Below are 17,996 nucleotides of genomic sequence, written 5' to 3' on the forward strand. Positions count from 1 at the left end.
CGAGGCGGGAGAAAGGAAATATCGCGGAAAGAAGCGTAAGGGTTATTGGTAAATGCCGGATGGCGCTGTGCTTATCCGGCCTACGACACTGCGGGATCCCCTTGCCGGATGGCGCTGCGCTTATCCGGCCTGCGAAACTGCGGGATTCCCATGCCGGATGGCGCTGTGCTTATCCGGCCTACGAAACTGCGGGATTCCCATGCCGGATGGCGCTGCGCTTATCCGGCCTACGACACTGGGGATTCACTTGCCGGATGGCGCTGCGCTTATCCGGCCTACGACACTGGGGATTCACTTGCCGGATGGCGCTGCGCTTATCCGGCCTACGACACTGCGGGATTCCCTTGCCGGATGGCGCTACGCTTATCCGGCCTACGGGAGACTTTGTAGGCCTGGTAAGCGCAGCGCCACCGGGCAATGCCGTTAAAACGACGCTTTAATACCGATCATGGCAGAGGTGTCGCTGTAACCCTTGTCACCAACCTGCTGACCAACGTTGCCCCACAGGGAGACGTTCTTCGTCAGCTGGCCTTCAACACCAGCCTTCAGTTCGCCGATATTGCGGGTGCCGTCCAGCGTCACGTTCTCACCGTTCAGCGCGGTGCCGAACTCCTTGCTGTTGTGGATCCAGTTGGCTTCAACAAACGGCTGGAAGGTGCGGCCTTTACCGTCGTCCAGCCTGTTATGGCCCTTGCCGAACAGACGCACGCCGACGCGGGTCTGCACGTTGCCGTCGCCGTGGCCTGTCACGCGGGTGCCGTTGGCTTCGCGATGTTCGTCCGCCTTCACACCCATCCAGGTAACCTGCGCTTTCGGCTGGATGTAAAGCGCGTTACGCTCGTTGATGTCCGCCAGTTTCCAGGTGTAGCCCGATTCCACCGACGCGGTGAAGCCCTTCGAGTCGTACTCTTCGGATTCCACGCCGCGGCCGGAAACAGTGTTGTCAAACCAGCTGTACTGCGCCCATGTGTCAACATACGCGCCTTCCTGGGTGGCGTTGTCCTGCAGCCAGGTGCCGTACAGACCGACGCTGTAACCGCTGATGCGGCTGTCGGCGCGGTTACCGTTACGCTGGTTTTCCGCCCGCGCTTTCTGGTTGGCGTAGCCTGCCATCAGACCGAGGTGGAAGCGGTCGGTGTTGTCTGAAGACCACTGCGCGATATCGCCGCCAAGCTGCATTACATAGCGGTTGGCCTGCATATCCAGCTGGCCGCTGCCGTCCTGCTGACGGGTATGACCGCCGACGTTACGCAGCCACAGGCTGGTCACCGCCTGCTCACCGGTCAGCGCATCGATGTAATGGGTTTCGCCCAGGCGGTCGTGCAGACGGGTGTTGAACATCGTGTTTGCCGCCTGCAGGTTCATACCGTACAGACCGGCTTCCGGACGTACCGCGTTTTCACGCGGGGCCGGAGAAGGTTTCTGCGGTTCAGGCTTAGTCGGCGCCTGCGGGATAACCGGCTCTGTCGGGTCGACAGGGCTTGCCGGGTCCGGCTGCGGTTCGCTCGGGTCAACCGGATCAACCGGGTCAACCGGGTCAACGGGATCTACAGGGTCCACAGGGTCTACCGGTTCCGGCTGCGGCTCCGGCGTCAGGCCGCTGGTCAGATACCAGTTTTTCTCATTCTGGCCTTCGCCACGCGCCAGGGTGTAGTCATACGCCCCCGCCACGATACGTCCGCTCTGTCTGAACTCGCCGTCAGAATTTCCCGCCACGCTGATCAGTTCGATACCGTCGGTGGTCAGACCGCCCGCGCCACCCGCGTTCACTACCGTCACATTGGTGGTACCGGAGGTGTTGCCGTTGACGATCATCCGGTCCGTCTGAGAACTGTCATCACCCAGCTGCGTGCGCATGATGATAGTGCCGTTGTTACCCGCGTAATCGCCGCCTACCGTCAGGGTTTTAAAAGGCGTCGTCTCGCGGGTCAGATTACGGCTGCTCGCCATAGCCGGGGCAAAATTCAGCGTCGCGTCATTCAGCGTCAGGTTAGTGACGCTGGAAGAATTGGTCATATCCCAGCGGCTGCTGCTGCCGTTAAAGGCCAGATCGATCACCCCGTCAGAGACTCTCTTCGTGCTGCCGTAGAGATACGAGTTGTCGCCGGTTTTAATGTTGACGACATGCCCGCTTTCGGAGTGAATATCGCCCCACGCCATAAACTTATTGTTGTTGCTGATATCGACAGAACCGTAAATGGCGAGCAGATTACCTTTCGCGCTCGCCAGCCCCTGCTGGCTGCCCAGCGTAACGTCGCCGAGAATGCGCGCGTTGGTGCTGCGTAACAGTTCCACCCGGTCGCCGCCCTGCGTCTGTACGTTCAGCGTGTTGAGCACAATGTCTTCCGCGCTCACGCCCTGCAGGCCGTACATATTGGTGCTTTCGCCGCCGGTAAGCGAAATGTCTACATTGTTAATCCTGACGCTGGACTCTTCGCTACCGTGAAACAGTGCGCCAATAACGCTGGTGTCTCCGGGCGCCGCTACCTTGATATTGAGATTATTCATCGTCAAATCAGAGACTTCGCCGAGGAAAGAGAGCCCGGTGTTTAAAGCAAACGTATAGGCGTCTTCGTTATTAGTGACGTCGATATTCACGTCGTTAAAGTTGATCTTATTTTCTCTGCCGGGTCTGGCCGTGGTCACATAGTGGTCTTCAAGCACCAGCCCTTTCACCCCATTGCTCGCGGTGGCGGTGTTAATACGGATATTGGTGTCTCCTTCAAAATCACCATTGCTGCCCACGTTCATCCCTTCCAGATAGATCGCGGAAGTGGACTGCAAATCGACGTTAATATCGCCGGTTACCTTCGTGCTCAGGCCGCGGAACTCCAGCGCCTCAACGGTCGTGGTGCCCACGTCGCCGGGAGTTTTGCTGTCAGCATAGTTGACGGTCAGGTTATCCAGCGCGATGGTTGAATCCCGATATGAAGTGATGGCGGAGGCCATAATGCTTGACGATACCGTCACCGGGTCGGTAATCGTCATATCAATACGGGTGTCGCCCGTGAGGACCACATTCCCGCTGTTGTCGGCAGAAATGCCAATTGTCGGGACGCCGGTCTGGGTGATAGAGAGATCTTCGGCTTTAAAAGTGCCGCCATAGACCCGCAACGCATCGGCGACGGAGCTGGAGAGCGTCTGATAGCCAATAGTGGAGCCTTTACCGAAATCCAGCAGACCGCTGCTGACATACACGCTGGCGCCGGTGTTGCCTTCCGGGCTGACCATATCAATTTTACCGTTAACCGTAACGCTGGCGTCACTTGCCGATACGCCGATATATTCCATGGCGGCGCCATCGGCAATAGTTAGCGTGCGTTCAGCCACAGGCGTGCGGCTATCGATAACGATGCGTTCGCCTTCGGCGTAAACCGGAAGCGAGGCGGCAGATAAAATCGAACTCAATAATAAGGCGATTTTACTGGGTTTAAATAAATAAAAAGACGTCACAGGTTTCATAATTAAAAAGTACTCCGATACCTGACGAGACATATTTTCCAGGCAAATATTCCCACTTGCCTGTACGACATAAATACGTGAGGGATAGTTACTTAAAAGAGGGTTGCCAGCAGCAACCGGTTTGATGGGGTTATTTTCCCGTCTGAATGGGGGGATCTCAAATGAAATAACCTTAACTCCAGACCAGATGGTAAGTCTGAAATCAAAAATACAAGCAGAACTAAATTCTTTAAATAATCTTAAATTAAGAATTAAAAACCAGAAAAGTAAGAAAAGATCATTTCTTAAATCACAGAGAAGAAATAACGCGCCTGCCCCTCCTCCCTTTAAGATTTTTCGTTATATGGCGATAAACTGCGGAAGATGCTTTTTTATTTATGGCAAAAATAAACCGGCGCCTTTAGCACCGGTTTGAAAATAAAAGTTTTATTGTTATTCAGGCATGCGTTATCGGTTTTTGCTCCGTCTTCTGCTGGGCATTTTCCAGCATCCGGCGTACCGGAACAATCAACACCATTAATACCGCAGCGCAGATCAGCAGCGCAACAGAGCAGCGTGCGAAGAGATCCGGCAGCATATCCAGCTGGTCGGCCTTTACGTGTCCACCGATAAGCCCCGCCGCCAGGTTGCCCAGCGCGCTGGCGCAGAACCAGAGTCCCATCATCTGTCCGCGCATTCTTTCCGGCGCCAGCAGCGTCATGGTCGCCAGACCGATTGGGCTCAGGCACAGCTCGCCCAGGGTCAGCATCAGGATGCTGCCCACCAGCCAGAACGGCGACACGCCCGCCCCACCGTTGCTCAGCACGTTTTGTGCCGCCAGCATCATCAGGCCAAAGCCCGCCGCCGCGCAGAGAATGCCGATAACGAATTTGCTGATGCTGCCGGGACGCACGTTTTTACGCGCCAGCGCGGGCCATGCCCAGCTGAAGACCGGCGCCAGCAGGATGATGAACAAGGCGTTGATCGACTGGAACCAGACGGCGGGAATTTCAAAATCGCCTACCATCCGGTTGGTGTAGTCATTGGCAAACAGGTTAAAGGAGGTCGGTTTCTGCTCGAAGGCCGACCAGAAGAAGGCGGCGGAAACCAGCAAAATAAAACAAACCAGCAGTCGGGCGCGCTCTTTACGCGTCAGCCCGGCAAAGGCAAACAGATAAATAAAGTACAGCGCCACCGAAGCGGCAATGACGTACACCAGCATACTGGCCACCGCCACCGGGTTAATGACAATCACCCCTTGCGCAATCAGAGTCACAAGGATAGTGATGCCAACCGCCAGCGCCAGCAGCCATGCGCCCACGCCGTTTTTCTTCGCCACCGGGCTGTTCCAGGTGGAGTCCAGCCCCACTTCGCTGTCGTAACGCTTCATCGCCGGAACGGCAAACAGCCGGAAGATAATCAGCGCCACCAGCATTCCGATGCCGCCGATACCAAAGCCCCAGTGCCAGCCGTGACTTTTAATCAGCCAGCCGGAGATCAGCGGCGCGATAAACGACCCGATGTTGATACCCATGTAGAACAGTGAAAAACCGCCGTCGCGGCGGGCGTCGCCTTTTTTATACAGCGTACCGACCATCACCGAGATACAGGTCTTGAACAGGCCGGAACCGAGCACGATAAACATCAGGCCGATGAAAAACAGGTTATCACCCATCCAGGCGGAGAGCGCGATAGAGAGATGGCCGAGCGCGATAAGAATCGAACCGTACCATACCGCCCGCTGCTGGCCGAGCCAGTTATCCGCCAGCCAGCCGCCCGGCAGCGCGGCCAGATACATCGTACCGGCAAAAATCCCGACGATGGCGGAGGCGTTTTCACGCGCCAGCCCCATCCCGCCGTCATACACGGTGGCGGCCATAAACAGAATCAGTAATGGACGAATGCCATAAAACGAAAAGCGTTCCCACATTTCCGTGAAGAACAACGACCCCAGCGGATAAGGATGGCCGAAGAACGTCCGGCTTTCGTTTTTATTAACAGAGGAATGCATAATTTCTCCCGAAATGGTGTGTCGTATTGTGTGCAGCCGCCGGATTGCCGCCGTTCCTGAAAAATCAGACCGGAGATTACATTCGGCGAAATATTATTTAACCATTTGATAACCATACAGCAGTTTTGTCCAGTGGCTAAGGGGGATCTTTAAGGCAAAAACTCGACCATTGTCCGGTTTTACAGATTTTCTGTTGGCAAAAAATGGATTTTGATTGACTTTCTCTGGTTAACGCCCGCGCAGCAAAAGCCCCCGCTCGTTTTAAGACTATTCCCATCGGTCGCGCCGTCTATGCTTAATGTTTAAAAAACGCCCGAAGTAAACGTTAAAAACACGTTCTTATTCTTTTTTTTTGCATACCGGAGGCCTGGCATGAGCAACCAAGGCAATACTCAGGGTGAGAATCATTTACCCGTAACGCCGCCACCTGAAACCCTTTCCCTGACGCTGAACGTCAATGGCGAACCGCAGCAGTTAACCGTGGACACCCGAACGACGTTGCTGGACGCCCTGCGCGAACATCTGCACCTCACCGGCAGCAAAAAAGGCTGCGATCACGGACAGTGCGGCGCCTGTACCGTTCTGCTGAATGGTCGCCGGATCAACGCCTGCCTGACCCTGGCGGTAATGCATGAGGGCGCCGAAATCACCACTATTGAAGGGCTCGGCACGCCTGACGATCTGCATCCCATGCAGGCCGCTTTTGTCCGGCATGACGGCTACCAGTGCGGCTACTGCACGCCGGGGCAGATCTGTTCGTCGGTGGCGATGCTCAAAGAGATCGAAGAGGGCATTCCCAGCCACGTCACGCTGGATCTGGTTTCTCCGCCGGAGATGAGCGCTGACGAAATCCGCGAACGCATGAGCGGCAATATCTGCCGCTGCGGGGCCTACAGCAATATCCTCGCCGCCATTGAAGACGCCGCCGGGGAGCTGAAATCATGAAAGCTTTTAGCTATGAAAAAGTGAACACGCCCGCCGAAGCCGCGCTCGGCGCACAGCGTCATGCTAATGCGAAATTTATTGCGGGCGGCACCAACCTGCTCGATCTGATGAAGCTGGAAATTGAAACGCCTGAACATCTGATCGACGTTAATGGACTGGGACTGGACCAGATTGAGGCAACCGCTGACGGCGGAGTGCGGATCGGCGCGCTGGTGCGCAATACCGATCTGGCTGCCGATGAACGCATCCGCCGCGACTATGCGGTGCTCTCCCGCGCCCTGCTGGCCGGAGCCTCCGGGCAGTTGCGCAATCAGGCCACCACCGCTGGCAATCTGTTGCAACGCACTCGCTGCCCCTATTTTTATGACACCCACCAGCCCTGTAATAAACGCTCGCCCGGCAGCGGATGCGCCGCCCGTGACGGCTACAGCCGCCAGCTGGCGATAGTTGGCGTCAGCGACGCCTGCATCGCCACCCATCCCAGCCGCCTGCTCGACGCGGTTGTCGAGACGGTCAACCCGGACGGCAGTGAGCGGCGGATTCCGCTTGCCGATTTTTATCGCGTGCCGGGCGATACGCCCCATCTGGAAACCGTGTTGCAGGCGGGCGAACTGATCGTCGCCGTCACGCTCCCGCCGCCGCCGGGCGGTACGCATATCTATCGCAAAGTTCGTGACCGCGCCTCTTACGCCTTCGCGCTGGTGTCGGTTGCCGCCATCATGCAGCCCGACGGCACCGGACGCGTGGCGTTCGGCGGCGTGGCGCACAAGCCGTGGCGACTGACCGAAGCCGACGCGCAGCTGCCGCATGGTGCGCAGGCCGTCTGTAACGTGCTGTTTGCTGACGCCCATATTACCGCCGATAACGCATACAAACTGGAGCTGGCGAAGCGCACGCTCGCCTCGGTGCTGAGCGAAGCGAGGAGATAAGCGATGAAATTTGAAGAACCGGCAGGCACCAACCCCATCGACCAGATGAAGGTGGTAGGACGTCCGCACGATCGCATCGACGGGCCGCGTAAAACCACCGGCACCGCGCCTTATGCGTATGAATGGCACGATATTGCCCCCGACGCGACGTACGGCTATATCGTGGATTCCGCGATTGCAAAGGGGCGGATTGTCTCCATGAACATCCAGCCCGCGCTGAACGCGCCGGGGGTGCTGGCCGTAGTGACCGCTGAGAATGCCGGGCCACTCGGCAAAGGCGAACGCAACGCCGCCACGCTGCTGGGCGGTCCGGAAATCGAACATTACCAGCAGGCCGTCGCGTTAGTGGTGGCGGAAACCTTCGAACAGGCGCGCGCGGCGGCCTCTCTGGTACAGGTGGAGTACCAGCGCGAGCCGGGCGCGTACGATCTGGCGCAAGAGAAGCCGTCAGTCACCACCCCGCCGGAGGATCAGCCGGATCAGAACGTCGGCGATTTCGCCAGCGCATGGGCGGCGGCGGAAGTGAAGCTCGACGCCATCTACACCACGCCCGATCAGAGCCATATGGCGATGGAGCCTCATGCCTCAATGGCTATCCAGGAAGGCGATAAGCTGACTCTCTGGACCTCAAACCAGATGATTAACTGGGCGCGAACCGATCTTGCCGCCACGCTGAAGATGCCGGAAGAGAATATCCGCGTGATATCGCCCTATATCGGCGGCGGCTTCGGCGGCAAACTGTTTCTGCGCAGCGACGCGCTGCTGTCGGCGCTGGGCGCCCGGGCGGTCAATCGCCCGGTGAAAGTGATGGTGCCGCGTCCGGTCATTCCTAACAATACCACTCACCGTCCGGCGACCATTCAGCATATTCGCATCGGCACCGACCGCGAGGGCAGGATCACCGCTATCGCCCATGACAGCTGGTCCGGAAATTTGCCGGGCGGCTCGCCGGAGACGGCGGTAAACCAGAGTAAATTCCTTTACGCTGGCGCGAACCGCCACACCGGGCTGCGGCTGGCGCATCTCGATCTGCCGGAAGGCAACTCCATGCGCGCGCCGGGCGAAACGCCGGGCCTGATGGCGCTGGAAATCGCCATTGATGAGATGGCAATCAGGGCGGGCGTCGATCCGGTTGAATTCCGCATTCTTAACGACACCCAGGTTGACCCGGCCAATCCAGAGCGCCCTTTCTCGCGCCGTCAGTTAATCGAATGCCTGCGCACCGGCGCTGAACGTTTCGGCTGGCAGCATCGTCACGCCACGCCGGGACAGGTTCGCGACGGCAACTGGCTGATCGGCATGGGGATGGCGGCGGGCTATCGCGACAACGTGGTCGTCCCTTCCGGCGCGCGGGTGCAGTTCCATGCCAACGGTACGCTGACGGTGGAAACCGACATGACCGACATCGGCACCGGCAGCTACACCATCATTGCCCAGACGGCCGCCGAGATGCTGGGGCTGCCGCTGGAGAAGGTCGAGGTACGGCTGGGCGACTCCGCCTTCCCGGTCTCCGCCGGTTCCGGCGGCCAGTGGGGAGCGAATACCTCTACTGCGGGCGTTTATGCCGCCTGTGTAAAACTGCGCGAAACAATAGCCGCGACGCTGGGTTTTGACCCGGCGACGGCGACCTTTGCGGAAGAAAAAATCCACGCCGACGGACGCAGCGTAGCGCTACGCGAGGCGGCGGCAAACGGCACCCTCAGCGCGGAAGATACCATTGAGTTTGGCGATCTGGCGAAGAAATACCAGCAGTCGACCTTTGCCGGTCACTTTGTGGAGGTCGGCGTTGACGTGGCGACCGGCGAGATCCGCGTGCGGCGGATGCTGGCGGTCTGCGCCGCAGGCCGCATTCTGAACCCGAAAACCGCCCGCAGCCAGGTGATTGGCGCAATGACGATGGGGATCGGCGCGGCGCTGATGGAGGAGCTGGCGGTGGATACCCGGCAGGGCTATTTCGTTAATCACGATCTGGCGGCCTATGAAGTGCCCGTCCATGCCGATATTCCGCAGCAGGAGGTGATCTTCCTTGAGGACACCGATCCCATCTCCTCTCCGATGAAGGCCAAAGGCGTCGGCGAGCTGGGGCTGTGCGGCGTCAGCGCCGCCATCGCCAATGCCGTTTATAACGCCACCGGCGTGCGGGTGCGCGATTACCCGATCAGGCTGGACAAACTGCTCAGCGCGCTACCGGATGCGGTATAAGGAGAGAGGATGCAGCAATCGCTTACCGGCCTGACGGCAGAGGCGGTCAGGGATCCGCAGGTCGCTTTTCTTACCGACGATGGTCGGGATGTGCTGCGCTTCGCGCGGGAGGCGCTAGCCGCCGGTATGGAGGCGGCGCTGGTGACGCTGGTTGAGATTACGGGCGGCGCGGCGCGCCCGTTGGGGGCGCAGATGGCCGTTCGCGAGGACGGTCACTATTGCGGCTTTGTCTCCGGCGGCTGCGTGGAGTCGGCGGTTGCCTTTGAAGCGCTGGAGGTCATCCGCAGCGGTCAGGATCGCACGGTGCGCTATGGCGCGGGTTCGCCGTGGTTCGACATCGTTCTACCCTGCGGCGGCGGGATTACCCTGCGCATTCATAAGCTCCGCTCGGCGCAGCCGCTGCTGGCGGTGCTGAAGGCGCTGGAGCAGCGCCAGTCGGCCAGCCTGCGCTACAACTCTGCGACGCAAACGCTGCACATGCAGCCCGGCTACGCCCGCGCGCGCTGGCGTGACGACGAGTTTGTGCAGGGTTTTCGCCCCTGCGTTCGGGTAATGATTTTTGGCCGCTCCGTCGAGGCGCAGTCCACCGCCCTGCTCGCTGAGGCGGCGGGCTACGATGTCCAACTGTGCGCCGACGCTTCGCTACCGCAGATGCCGGACGCCGACACGGCGGTGATCCTGCTGTGGCACGATCTCGATCGCGAACTGCCGGTTTTGCAGGCGGCGCTGGCGGCAAAGCCGTTTTATATCGGCGCGCTGGGCAGCTGTCGCACCCACCGTAAGCGGGTGGCGAAGTTGGTTGAACAGGGCTGGCGCGAGGCGGATATCGCCCGTATCAAAGCCCCGGTCGGCATTTTCCCGCAGGCGCGCGACGCCCGTTCGCTGGCGCTGTCGGTGCTGGCGGACGTAGCGGCGGCGCGTCTGCAAGGGGAAGAAAGCGGATGAATCCGCCAGTGGTGATTATCCTTGCCGCGGGCAAAGGCGAGCGGTTTCTCGCCTCCGGCGCGACGACGCATAAGCTGGATACGCCGCTTGGCGCTTATTCCGTTCTGGAACACGTCATCCGGGCGGTGGCAGAGGCCGGACTGCGCGGCCATCTGGTCAGGCCCGCAGGCGGAACGCGCGGTATGGGAGAATCTGTCTCGCTGGGCGTTCGCGCGACGGCAGATGCGGACGGATGGTTAATTCTGCCCGGCGATCTCCCGCTTATCCGCCCCGCTTCCCTGCGCGCCGTGGCGCAGGCGCTTTGCCAGAAATCGGTAGTGCTCCCCCGCTATCGCCAGCTGTCGGGGCATCCGGTCGGCTTTTCCCGTCGCTGGTTCCCCCTTCTGGCGGCGCTTGACGGCGACGTGGGAGCCAGAACGGTGGTAAAAGCGGCGCGCGCGTGCGGTGAAGTGCTGGATCTTGCGCTTGCCGACCCCGGCGTAACGCATGATATCGATACGGTTGCCGATCTGCTGGCGGCAAGCAGGCTGCATGACGCTGCCGCACCCTGTCGGATGCGGCGTTAAGAGGTGTGGCCTCAGGCGGTCAGCGTAGCGTTATCAATCACGAAACGGTAGTGTACATCGCCTTTCAGCATCCGCTCGTAGGCGTCGTTAATTTGCTCCGCGCGGATCATTTCGATGTCGGCGACGATGCCGTGTTCGGCGCAGAAATCGAGCATCTCCTGGGTTTCAGGGATGCCGCCGATCATTGAACCGGCAATCGCGCGGCGCTTCATGATCAGGTTAAACACCTCCGGCGAGTCGTGCGGGGTGGCCGGCGCGCCCACCAGCGTCATGGTGCCATCGCGTTTCAGCAGCGTCGTAAAGGCGTCCAGATTATGCGGCGCCGCGACCGTGTTCAGAATGAAGTCGAAGCTCTTAAGATGGGCCTTCATCTCTTCAGCGTTACGCGAAACAACCACCTCGTCGGCACCGAGGGCTTTCGCGGCGTCACGTTTAGATTCCGATGTGGTGAAAGCCACCACGTGCGCGCCCATCGCATGCGCCAGCTTGATCCCCATATGACCAAGCCCGCCAATGCCGACCACGCCCACTTTTTTCCCCGGCCCGACCTGCCAGTGGCGCAGCGGCGAGTAAGTGGTGATGCCCGCGCACAGCAGCGGCGCGACGGCAGCCAGCTGTGATTCCGGATGGGTTATCCGTAAGACATAGCGCTCATCAACGACAATCTGCTGCGAATAGCCGCCGAGAGTATGGCCTGGCGCATCTGGCGTCGGGCCGTTATAGGTGCCAACCATATGGTCGCAGTAGTTCTCCAGCCCGTCATCGCAGTCGCCACAGTGTTTACAGCTGTCGACGATACAGCCTACGCCGACCAGATCGCCCGTCTGATATTTTTCAACCTGCTCCCCCGTCGCCGTCACGCGCCCGACAATTTCATGGCCCGGCACGCATGGATAGAGGGTGCCCGCCCACTCTGAGCGCACCTGGTGGATATCGGAATGGCAGACGCCGCAATAGGCAATCTCAATTTGCACATCATGCGGGCCCGGTTCGCGACGGGAGATATCCATCGACTCCAGCGGTTGCGTTGCCGAATAGGCGCCAATAGCTTTGACTTTCATTGTGTTCACTCCTGCCTGGTTATGGTGTGACTGGGGGATGACCTTAAGATTAGTACAGCGGGACGGAACCTTTCCCTGACCGGCAAGAAAACCGGCCAGCTATCCGGTTTATAAAAGTTGCGTTGATTTGTCTATGTCCGCTGGCCGGATAAGCACAAAGTGACAATCCCCTCAGCTATAACCCTGTCAGCGTTCACCCTGACATACATAGCCCCGCCTTATTCAAGCCAGGGCAGCAGGGTCTGGCGTGAGCGTTGCAGAACGGCGAGGCTGGTCGCTGGCGGAACGGGGCGGGAAGCGCGCTCGGGATAGCTGTCGCCGCGGCGGTGCATCCGTAGCGGGATTTCAAAGCTGCAAGGGATGCCCTGTTCCGCCAGGGCATCCAGCAACGGCGGATAATTAAGGTCGCCTTCGCCAATGGCGGGGAAAAAGAACTCTCCCTGGCGGACGCTGACGTCTTTAATATGACAATGCGCGGCAGCTGGCATCATCGCCAGCGCCTGCGCAATGGCATCGACCTGCGGGCATAGCGACACCATATTGCCGGCGTCGATATTAAACGCCAGCGCAGGGCTGTTTACCGCCTCTAATATCGCAAAGCCATCTTCCGCCAGCGCGAACAGATCAAAGCCCGGATCGCCGCCGTTTTCAATACAGATGACGCACTGATGCGCCAGGGCGACGTCCGCCAGGACCTTCAGCCGCTCGATAATCAATTCGCGATCGGCGCGACGCCCCAGGCACACCGTAAGCCGCCTGGCGCCAATCATCTCAGCGAAGCGAATCCGCTGACTAAAGTCTGCGATGGCATCGTCAGCGGCCAGATTCATCGTGGCGCCCAGCGTGTGGGTTGTCAGGCGGTGCTTCTCCAGGAGAGCGAGAATGCGATCGGCATGGCGCGCGCTGAACAGCTCAGGACTCAGGCCACCGACATATCCCTGGTTATACGCCAGCTCAACAGAGTGAAATCCCGCCTCCGCTATCGTGGCAAAGGCAATGTCGGGGTCCAGACCATCAAACATCGCGGTGTTCACACCGATGCGTAAGCTCACTGTTTCTCCTCCTCAGCGACCGGAGCGGGCGCTATCTGCCGCGTCTGCTGGCTTCCTTTCGCCATACGTATCGCTAACAGCACCGCCTGTTCAAAAGCGGACGGCGTTGCCGCATTCTGACCATACAGGTTGTAGGCCGTGCCGTGATTCGCTGTCGTGATCGGTACGGGAAGGCCGCCCTGCACCGTCACGCCGCGCTCAAAGCCCAGCATTTTTAAGGCGGTGGCAAACTGGTCGTGATACATCGAAACGACCGCGTCCAGTTTCTCGGTTTGCATCGCCTTCCAGGTGGTATCTGCGGGATAAGGTCCGAAGACGTTGATCCCCTGCTGACGCGCTTTCTCCATCGCCGGACGAATGATGGTCTGCTCTTCGTCGCCGAACAGCCCGTTCTCGCCGCCGTGTGGATTCAGCGCCTGCACCGCAATACGGGGCGTGGCGAACCCCGCCTGACGCAGGGTGTTGTGCATAAGGGTGATGGTGTCCAGCACCCCGTCGATGGACAGGTTGCTCACAATATCGCGAAACGGAATGTGCGACGTCGCGCGTCCGGCCCATACGTTGTCAACGACATTCACTTCGCAGCAAAACGGCGTCCAGTCCAGCTGATGGGCAAACCAGTGAAGCTCATCGCGGAACGCCAGTCCGCCCATATGCATGGCCTGTTTGTTTAACGGCGCGAAGCAGATAGCTTGTGCAAGCCCTGACTGCGTGAGCTCCAGCGCTTTTTTCAGCGTCTCCAGAATATACACGCCGCTTTGCGCCGTCGCTTTGCCGTACTCAAACGGCGCCGGATGGCTACAGCGATGGTGAATCAACAGCGCTTCGCCAACGGTGAGATCCGCCGTTGTCGGCGCGGCAACGTCGCGCCACGGGAATTCACGGCCAGCGATCGCCATACCTTTTTTCATTTCGTCGCGATCGGCAATGAGGATGAAATGCGCTTTCTGCAGTAATGCGCGATCGGAGAGCACTTTAGCGACCAGTTCCGGGCCAACGCCAGCGGGATCGCCGAGCACCATAGCAATGACAGGTAAAGACATAATATTTCCTTAATAACTGGGGTTACGGATGGCTGACTTGCGGATGCGCGTCGGTACGGCCTCTCTTTTCCTGCAACGGAATATCCGGACGCATAAAGAAGGTCAGGATGATGCCCACCATCAGCAGGACGACAGAGCCATAAAATGGCAGGCTCCAGTTGCCGGTTCTGTCGATGATGACGCCGAACAGAATCGGAGAAATGATCCCTGCGACGGCGGAGCCCGCATTCATCAGACCGCTGGCAATACCCACATGTTTGGGCGTGATATCCATCGGCACCGCCCAGATAGGACCGATAGTTAATTCAAGACAGAAGAAGGCGACGGCCAGGCACAAAGTAATCACAGTCATTGACGATGAGAGAATAACCGGGATCAGGAGTAACAGCGCGCTCAGAAAACTGAATATAATAACGTTGCGCCGCGCCGCGACGACATTACCACTACGTTTATAAATATAATCGCTCAGGACGCCGCCAACGGTATTTCCCACCACGCCGGAAAGAAAGACGCCGGAAGTAAACAGCGCTGACGATTTAATATCCATGCCGCGGCCACTCATAAAAAATGTCGGTAGCCAGGTAAAAAACAGCCATCCCGTCCAGCCGTAGCAAAAATAGACGCCCATTGTCGGCCCCATACGTTTTAACAGCGCGCCCCACGGAGTAGGTTCTTTTACCTTTTCCGACACGTCCGGATCGGCCTGCGGATATTGCGCCAGCTCTTCTTTACTTAATTGTGTGAACTGATGCGGCGTATCGCGAAACCAGGCAATCCACATCAGCAGCCAGATAGCGGTCAGTACTCCGAGCGCAATAAATGAAAAACGCCAGGAATGAGCCAGCACCAGCAGCGCCACTAAGGAAGGCGTGACGGCATTACCAAAGCGGGAGAATGAATGCGTCAGCCCCTGCACGAATCCGCGTTTTTCCTTTTTAAACCAGAAGGAAATGGCGCGCGCCTGCGAGGGCAACGCCGCACCTTCCCCAATACCTAATAAGAGACGGCTGAAAAACAGCGAGGCAAAACCGCCGACAAAGCCCGTGCATATGGTCGCGACAACCCAGATGCTGCCGCAGATAATAATGGTTCGTTTCGCGCCGAAGCGATCGCAAAACCAACCGCCGATAATCTGGAAAACCAGGTAGGTATAAGCAAACGCTGAGAAGACAATGCCCAGTTCGGTATTATCGAGACCGATCTCCTCTTTAATTAATGCCGCCGAGGCAGACAGATTGACCCGGTCTACATACATCAGAAAAGAAAGAGCACAAAACAGCGCCAGGATCTTTGTGCTTTTATTTTTCATCATATTCATAAGTGTATCCTGCAATATTATCATTGCGATGCTTCACCACACTTCGTCAACCGGACAGAAGTAAAACTCGCGAGTGTTATTGATCAAATGGCGATCCCTGCGCATTTGATTGTAGGGTGCAGTACTTTTTCTCTTATTTATTTAAGCGGTGGCGACAGCCTGACGTTGCAGGTATCGTCATCGAACAACTTCTCTTCCTTTCAGGCCGTCTGACCAGAGCGCGTTAACGTTTCGTAATAATCGATACGCTGTACCTTTGGTCCTGAGCGGCCGGCTTCAAATTCGGCCTCAAGCCAGGCATCAACCAGCATCAGCGCCAGCTCCTCGCCGACGACCCGCGCCCCGATCGTCATGATTTGCGCATTATTGCTTTTACGTGCGCGCGAGGCGGAGTAAACATCATGGCACTGCGCTGCGCGGATCCCCGGCACCTTATTCGCCACTATCGCCATACCAATCCCGGTGCCGCACAGCAGGATGCCGCGCCCGAACACACCTTCTTTAATAGCCGAAGCGAGATTAAAAGCGATATCCGGGTAGATTTGCTCATTGCCTGCCACATCGTGGCTGAAGTCGACAACGTCAAGGCCCTTTTTTTGCAGATGCGCTTTGACCTGATTTTTGAGGTCAGTCGCAGCGTCATCAGCGCCGATAGCGATTTTCAACATCAATATGCTCCTTTTAAAGCCGAACACTTGACCATCTGATGCACATAAGTGTGATGATGTTCAGGGGAAACAGATTAGGTTGTTCAAATGTTCATGCTTGTTTCATGTGTTAAATGAGTTTTAGCAAGAAAAATGCGCTTAAAATAGAAGCAAAATGGACTTTTAAAGGGTATTTAACCAAAATAAGAGCAGGCTCACATTTTCACAGAGTGAATATTTGCTCATCACATATGAGCTGCTAGTGTTCATTTGTGATGATGCGCTGACGGCCACAGGCCCGGCAACCGGGGGGAGTCATTCCAACACTCGGGAGAACAAAATGACCTGGATATTTAATCGACCCGCAGATTTCGCGAAGGAAATGGCCGCGGGATTTGTTAATGCGCACGCATCGCTGGTGCGCCAGGTTCCGGGCGGCGTAGTCCGCAACACGCAAAGCAAACCCGGTAGCGTCGCAATTGTGGTTGGCGGCGGTTCCGGACACTATCCGGCCTTCGCCGGTCTGGTCGGGCAGGGGCTGGCGCATGGCGCCGCCATGGGCAACCTGTTTGCATCCCCTTCAGCGCAACAAATCTGTTCCGTCGCGCGCGCCGCCAGTAACGGCGGCGGCGTGCTGTTGGCATTCGGTAATTACGCCGGCGATGTTTTGCACTTTGGCCTGGCGTGCGAAAGGCTGCGGGCGGAAGGGATCCCCTGTGAGACGATCGCGGTAACCGACGATATTTCCAGCGCCACGCTGGCGGAAAAAGAAAAGCGCCGCGGCGTGGCTGGCGATCTGGTGGTGTTTAAAGTTGCCGCCGCCGCTGCAGAGCGTGGCGATTCCTTAGCGGAAGTGCTGGCGAATCGCCCGTCGGGCAAATTCGCGAACCTGTTCACTGGGACTGGCTTTCGGCGGTTGTACTCTACCCGGTTCCGATAGCCCGCTTTTTACCGTCCCCGACGGAATGATGGGATTTGGTATGGGATCCACGGCGAACCGGGTATTAACGATATTCCTGTTCCCTCTGCCGACAGGCTGGCCGCCATGTTGACGGACAACATTATTACAGGAGATGCCGCCGGAGGTTGCGGGCGCAAAAGGGGCGAGAGCAGGCGTCATCGTCAATGGCCTTGGCGCGGTGAAATATGAAGAGCTGTTTGTTCTCTGGCATTACGTCGAGCCGCGTCTGCGGGAGGCCGGCATTGTGGTGGCGGACGTACAAATTGGCGAATTTGTCACCAGTTTTAATATGGCGGGCATGTCGCTGACGCTGGTGTGGTTTGATGAGGATCTGGAGTCATTGTGGCTTGCTCCGGCCTGTACGCCAGCGTTTAAGCGCGGCTCCGTCATCGCGCATCAGCCGCTGACGGCGGAACAGTGCGAACAAATTGCCGCGCCAACGCTCCCACAAGGTAGCGAAGAGTCCAGGCAGGCAGCGGAAACGGCGATGCGTATTCTTAACGCCGTGGCGGAAAAGATCATCCGCCAGTGCCGGAGAGCTTGGACGAATTGATGCCATCGCTGGCGACGGCGATCACGGCATCGGCATGGAAAGAGGCGTCAGCGCCGCGCGCCGGGCGGCTGAAGCGGCGTTACAAAGGGAGCGGGAGTCGGTTCCCTCTTGCAGTGCGCCGCGGATGCCTGGGCCGATGAAGCAGGCGGCACCTCCGGCGCTAATCTGGGGCGTGATTCTCAATACGCTGGGTACGGCGCTGGGCAATGAAAAACGTCCGGATGCGCAGGATGTGGCCCGCGCGGGTAGTGCAAGCCTGTTCCGGCGTGATGCACTTCGGCAAGGCAAAACCGGGAGATAAAACGCTGGTTGATGTGCTTCA

15 protein-coding genes and 1 pseudogene are annotated in these 17,996 nt (G+C 58.3%); 9 read left to right on the forward strand and 7 right to left on the reverse strand.

Annotated elements, in window-relative coordinates; all coding sequences use genetic code 11:
* Positions 1 to 423: 423 nt before the first annotated feature.
* Positions 424 to 3,495 (reverse strand): autotransporter outer membrane beta-barrel domain-containing protein, encoded by a 3,072-nt coding sequence (locus K7R23_RS24580; RefSeq protein WP_012904747.1) that lies wholly within the window; start codon positions 3,493 to 3,495, stop codon positions 424 to 426.
* Between the two features lie 70 nt (positions 3,496 to 3,565).
* Here K7R23_RS24580 and K7R23_RS24585 point away from each other — a divergent pair, with 70 nt between their 5' ends.
* A complete protein-coding gene (locus K7R23_RS24585; protein WP_160291586.1) occupies positions 3,566 to 3,877 on the forward strand; it encodes a hypothetical protein in 312 nt (103 codons plus the stop codon).
* 21 nt (positions 3,878 to 3,898) lie between these two features.
* Here the strand turns inward: K7R23_RS24585 and K7R23_RS24590 are convergent, their stop codons facing one another.
* Positions 3,899 to 5,452 (reverse strand): peptide MFS transporter, encoded by a 1,554-nt coding sequence (locus K7R23_RS24590; RefSeq protein ID WP_012904746.1) that lies wholly within the window; start codon positions 5,450 to 5,452, stop codon positions 3,899 to 3,901.
* A gap of 372 nt (positions 5,453 to 5,824) precedes the next feature.
* Between K7R23_RS24590 and paoA the strand changes: the two genes are divergently transcribed.
* From paoA to K7R23_RS24615, 5 genes are read left to right on the forward strand one after another with little or no spacing between them, the layout of a single operon-like run.
* Positions 5,825 to 6,397, forward strand: coding sequence for an aldehyde dehydrogenase iron-sulfur subunit PaoA (gene paoA, locus K7R23_RS24595; RefSeq protein WP_012904745.1), 573 nt, complete (start codon positions 5,825 to 5,827; stop codon positions 6,395 to 6,397).
* Positions 6,394 to 7,326, forward strand: a complete 933-nt coding sequence (locus K7R23_RS24600; protein WP_012904744.1) for an FAD binding domain-containing protein — start codon at positions 6,394 to 6,396, stop codon at positions 7,324 to 7,326. The genes paoA and K7R23_RS24600 overlap by 4 nt, the downstream gene beginning before the upstream one ends.
* Positions 7,327 to 7,329: 3 nt before the next feature.
* Positions 7,330 to 9,528: an aldehyde oxidoreductase molybdenum-binding subunit PaoC gene (gene paoC / locus K7R23_RS24605; protein ID WP_012904743.1), complete on the forward strand. Its 2,199-nt coding sequence runs from the start codon at positions 7,330 to 7,332 to the stop codon at positions 9,526 to 9,528.
* 9 nt (positions 9,529 to 9,537) lie between these two features.
* Positions 9,538 to 10,473 carry an XdhC family protein gene (locus K7R23_RS24610; protein ID WP_012904742.1) on the forward strand — a complete coding sequence of 312 codons (936 nt, stop codon included), beginning with the start codon at positions 9,538 to 9,540 and terminating at the stop codon, positions 10,471 to 10,473.
* A complete protein-coding gene (locus K7R23_RS24615) occupies positions 10,470 to 11,039 on the forward strand; it encodes a nucleotidyltransferase family protein (RefSeq protein WP_012904741.1) in 570 nt (189 codons plus the stop codon). Before K7R23_RS24610 ends, K7R23_RS24615 begins: the two co-directional genes overlap by 4 nt.
* Positions 11,040 to 11,050: 11 nt before the next feature.
* Here the strand turns inward: K7R23_RS24615 and K7R23_RS24620 are convergent, their stop codons facing one another.
* The 5 genes from K7R23_RS24620 to rpiB form a co-directional block, all read right to left on the reverse strand.
* Positions 11,051 to 12,100 carry an NAD(P)-dependent alcohol dehydrogenase gene (locus tag K7R23_RS24620; RefSeq protein ID WP_012904740.1) on the reverse strand — a complete coding sequence of 350 codons (1,050 nt, stop codon included), beginning with the start codon at positions 12,098 to 12,100 and terminating at the stop codon, positions 11,051 to 11,053.
* Positions 12,101 to 12,318: 218 nt separating this feature from the next.
* A complete protein-coding gene (locus K7R23_RS24625) occupies positions 12,319 to 13,152 on the reverse strand; it encodes a sugar phosphate isomerase/epimerase family protein (RefSeq protein WP_012904739.1) in 834 nt (277 codons plus the stop codon).
* Entirely contained in the window at positions 13,149 to 14,195 is a 1,047-nt protein-coding gene (locus K7R23_RS24630; protein ID WP_012904738.1) for a 4-hydroxythreonine-4-phosphate dehydrogenase PdxA, read from the reverse strand. The genes K7R23_RS24625 and K7R23_RS24630 overlap by 4 nt, the downstream gene beginning before the upstream one ends.
* A 22-nt stretch (positions 14,196 to 14,217) precedes the next feature.
* Positions 14,218 to 15,513, reverse strand: a complete 1,296-nt coding sequence (locus K7R23_RS24635; RefSeq protein WP_012904737.1) for an MFS transporter — start codon at positions 15,511 to 15,513, stop codon at positions 14,218 to 14,220.
* A gap of 200 nt (positions 15,514 to 15,713) precedes the next feature.
* On the reverse strand, positions 15,714 to 16,181 hold the full coding sequence (gene rpiB / locus K7R23_RS24640; protein ID WP_012904736.1) for a ribose 5-phosphate isomerase B: 468 nt from the start codon (positions 16,179 to 16,181) through the stop codon (positions 15,714 to 15,716).
* A 319-nt stretch (positions 16,182 to 16,500) separates the two neighbouring features.
* On the opposite strand from rpiB, the gene K7R23_RS24645 reads away from it, so the two are divergent.
* The 3 genes and pseudogenes from K7R23_RS24645 (at position 16,501) to K7R23_RS24655 (ending at position 17,975) form a co-directional block, all read left to right on the forward strand.
* Complete coding sequence (locus K7R23_RS24645; RefSeq protein WP_232796092.1) at positions 16,501 to 17,100, forward strand: dihydroxyacetone kinase subunit DhaK; 600 nt, start codon at positions 16,501 to 16,503, stop codon at positions 17,098 to 17,100.
* Positions 17,063 to 17,674, forward strand: a pseudogene (locus K7R23_RS24650) (dihydroxyacetone kinase subunit DhaK). Before K7R23_RS24645 ends, K7R23_RS24650 begins: the two are co-directional and overlap by 38 nt.
* A gap of 34 nt (positions 17,675 to 17,708) precedes the next feature.
* Entirely contained in the window at positions 17,709 to 17,975 is a 267-nt protein-coding gene (locus tag K7R23_RS24655) for a hypothetical protein (RefSeq protein ID WP_232796094.1), read from the forward strand.
* Positions 17,976 to 17,996 lie beyond the last annotated feature (21 nt).

Source organism: Citrobacter rodentium NBRC 105723 = DSM 16636 (assembly GCF_021278985.1).
GTDB lineage: Bacteria > Pseudomonadota > Gammaproteobacteria > Enterobacterales > Enterobacteriaceae > Citrobacter_A > Citrobacter_A rodentium.

Excerpts from the sequence above, each read along its gene's own strand:
- K7R23_RS24635 (WP_012904737.1), bottom strand. The coding sequence starts at position 15,513 with ATGAATATGATGAAAAATAAAAGCACAAAGATCCTGGCGCTGTTTTGT.
- K7R23_RS24645 (WP_232796092.1), top strand. The coding sequence starts at position 16,501 with ATGACCTGGATATTTAATCGACCCGCAGATTTCGCGAAGGAAATGGCC.
- K7R23_RS24655 (WP_232796094.1), top strand. The coding sequence starts at position 17,709 with ATGGAAAGAGGCGTCAGCGCCGCGCGCCGGGCGGCTGAAGCGGCGTTA.
- K7R23_RS24590 (WP_012904746.1), bottom strand. The coding sequence starts at position 5,452 with ATGCATTCCTCTGTTAATAAAAACGAAAGCCGGACGTTCTTCGGCCAT.
- K7R23_RS24620 (WP_012904740.1), bottom strand. The coding sequence starts at position 12,100 with ATGAAAGTCAAAGCTATTGGCGCCTATTCGGCAACGCAACCGCTGGAG.
- rpiB (WP_012904736.1), bottom strand. The coding sequence starts at position 16,181 with ATGTTGAAAATCGCTATCGGCGCTGATGACGCTGCGACTGACCTCAAA.
- K7R23_RS24610 (WP_012904742.1), top strand. The coding sequence starts at position 9,538 with ATGCAGCAATCGCTTACCGGCCTGACGGCAGAGGCGGTCAGGGATCCG.
- K7R23_RS24615 (WP_012904741.1), top strand. The coding sequence starts at position 10,470 with ATGAATCCGCCAGTGGTGATTATCCTTGCCGCGGGCAAAGGCGAGCGG.
- paoC (WP_012904743.1), top strand. The coding sequence starts at position 7,330 with ATGAAATTTGAAGAACCGGCAGGCACCAACCCCATCGACCAGATGAAG.
- K7R23_RS24600 (WP_012904744.1), top strand. The coding sequence starts at position 6,394 with ATGAAAGCTTTTAGCTATGAAAAAGTGAACACGCCCGCCGAAGCCGCG.
- paoA (WP_012904745.1), top strand. The coding sequence starts at position 5,825 with ATGAGCAACCAAGGCAATACTCAGGGTGAGAATCATTTACCCGTAACG.
- K7R23_RS24630 (WP_012904738.1), bottom strand. The coding sequence starts at position 14,195 with ATGTCTTTACCTGTCATTGCTATGGTGCTCGGCGATCCCGCTGGCGTT.
- K7R23_RS24580 (WP_012904747.1), bottom strand. The coding sequence starts at position 3,495 with ATGTCTCGTCAGGTATCGGAGTACTTTTTAATTATGAAACCTGTGACG.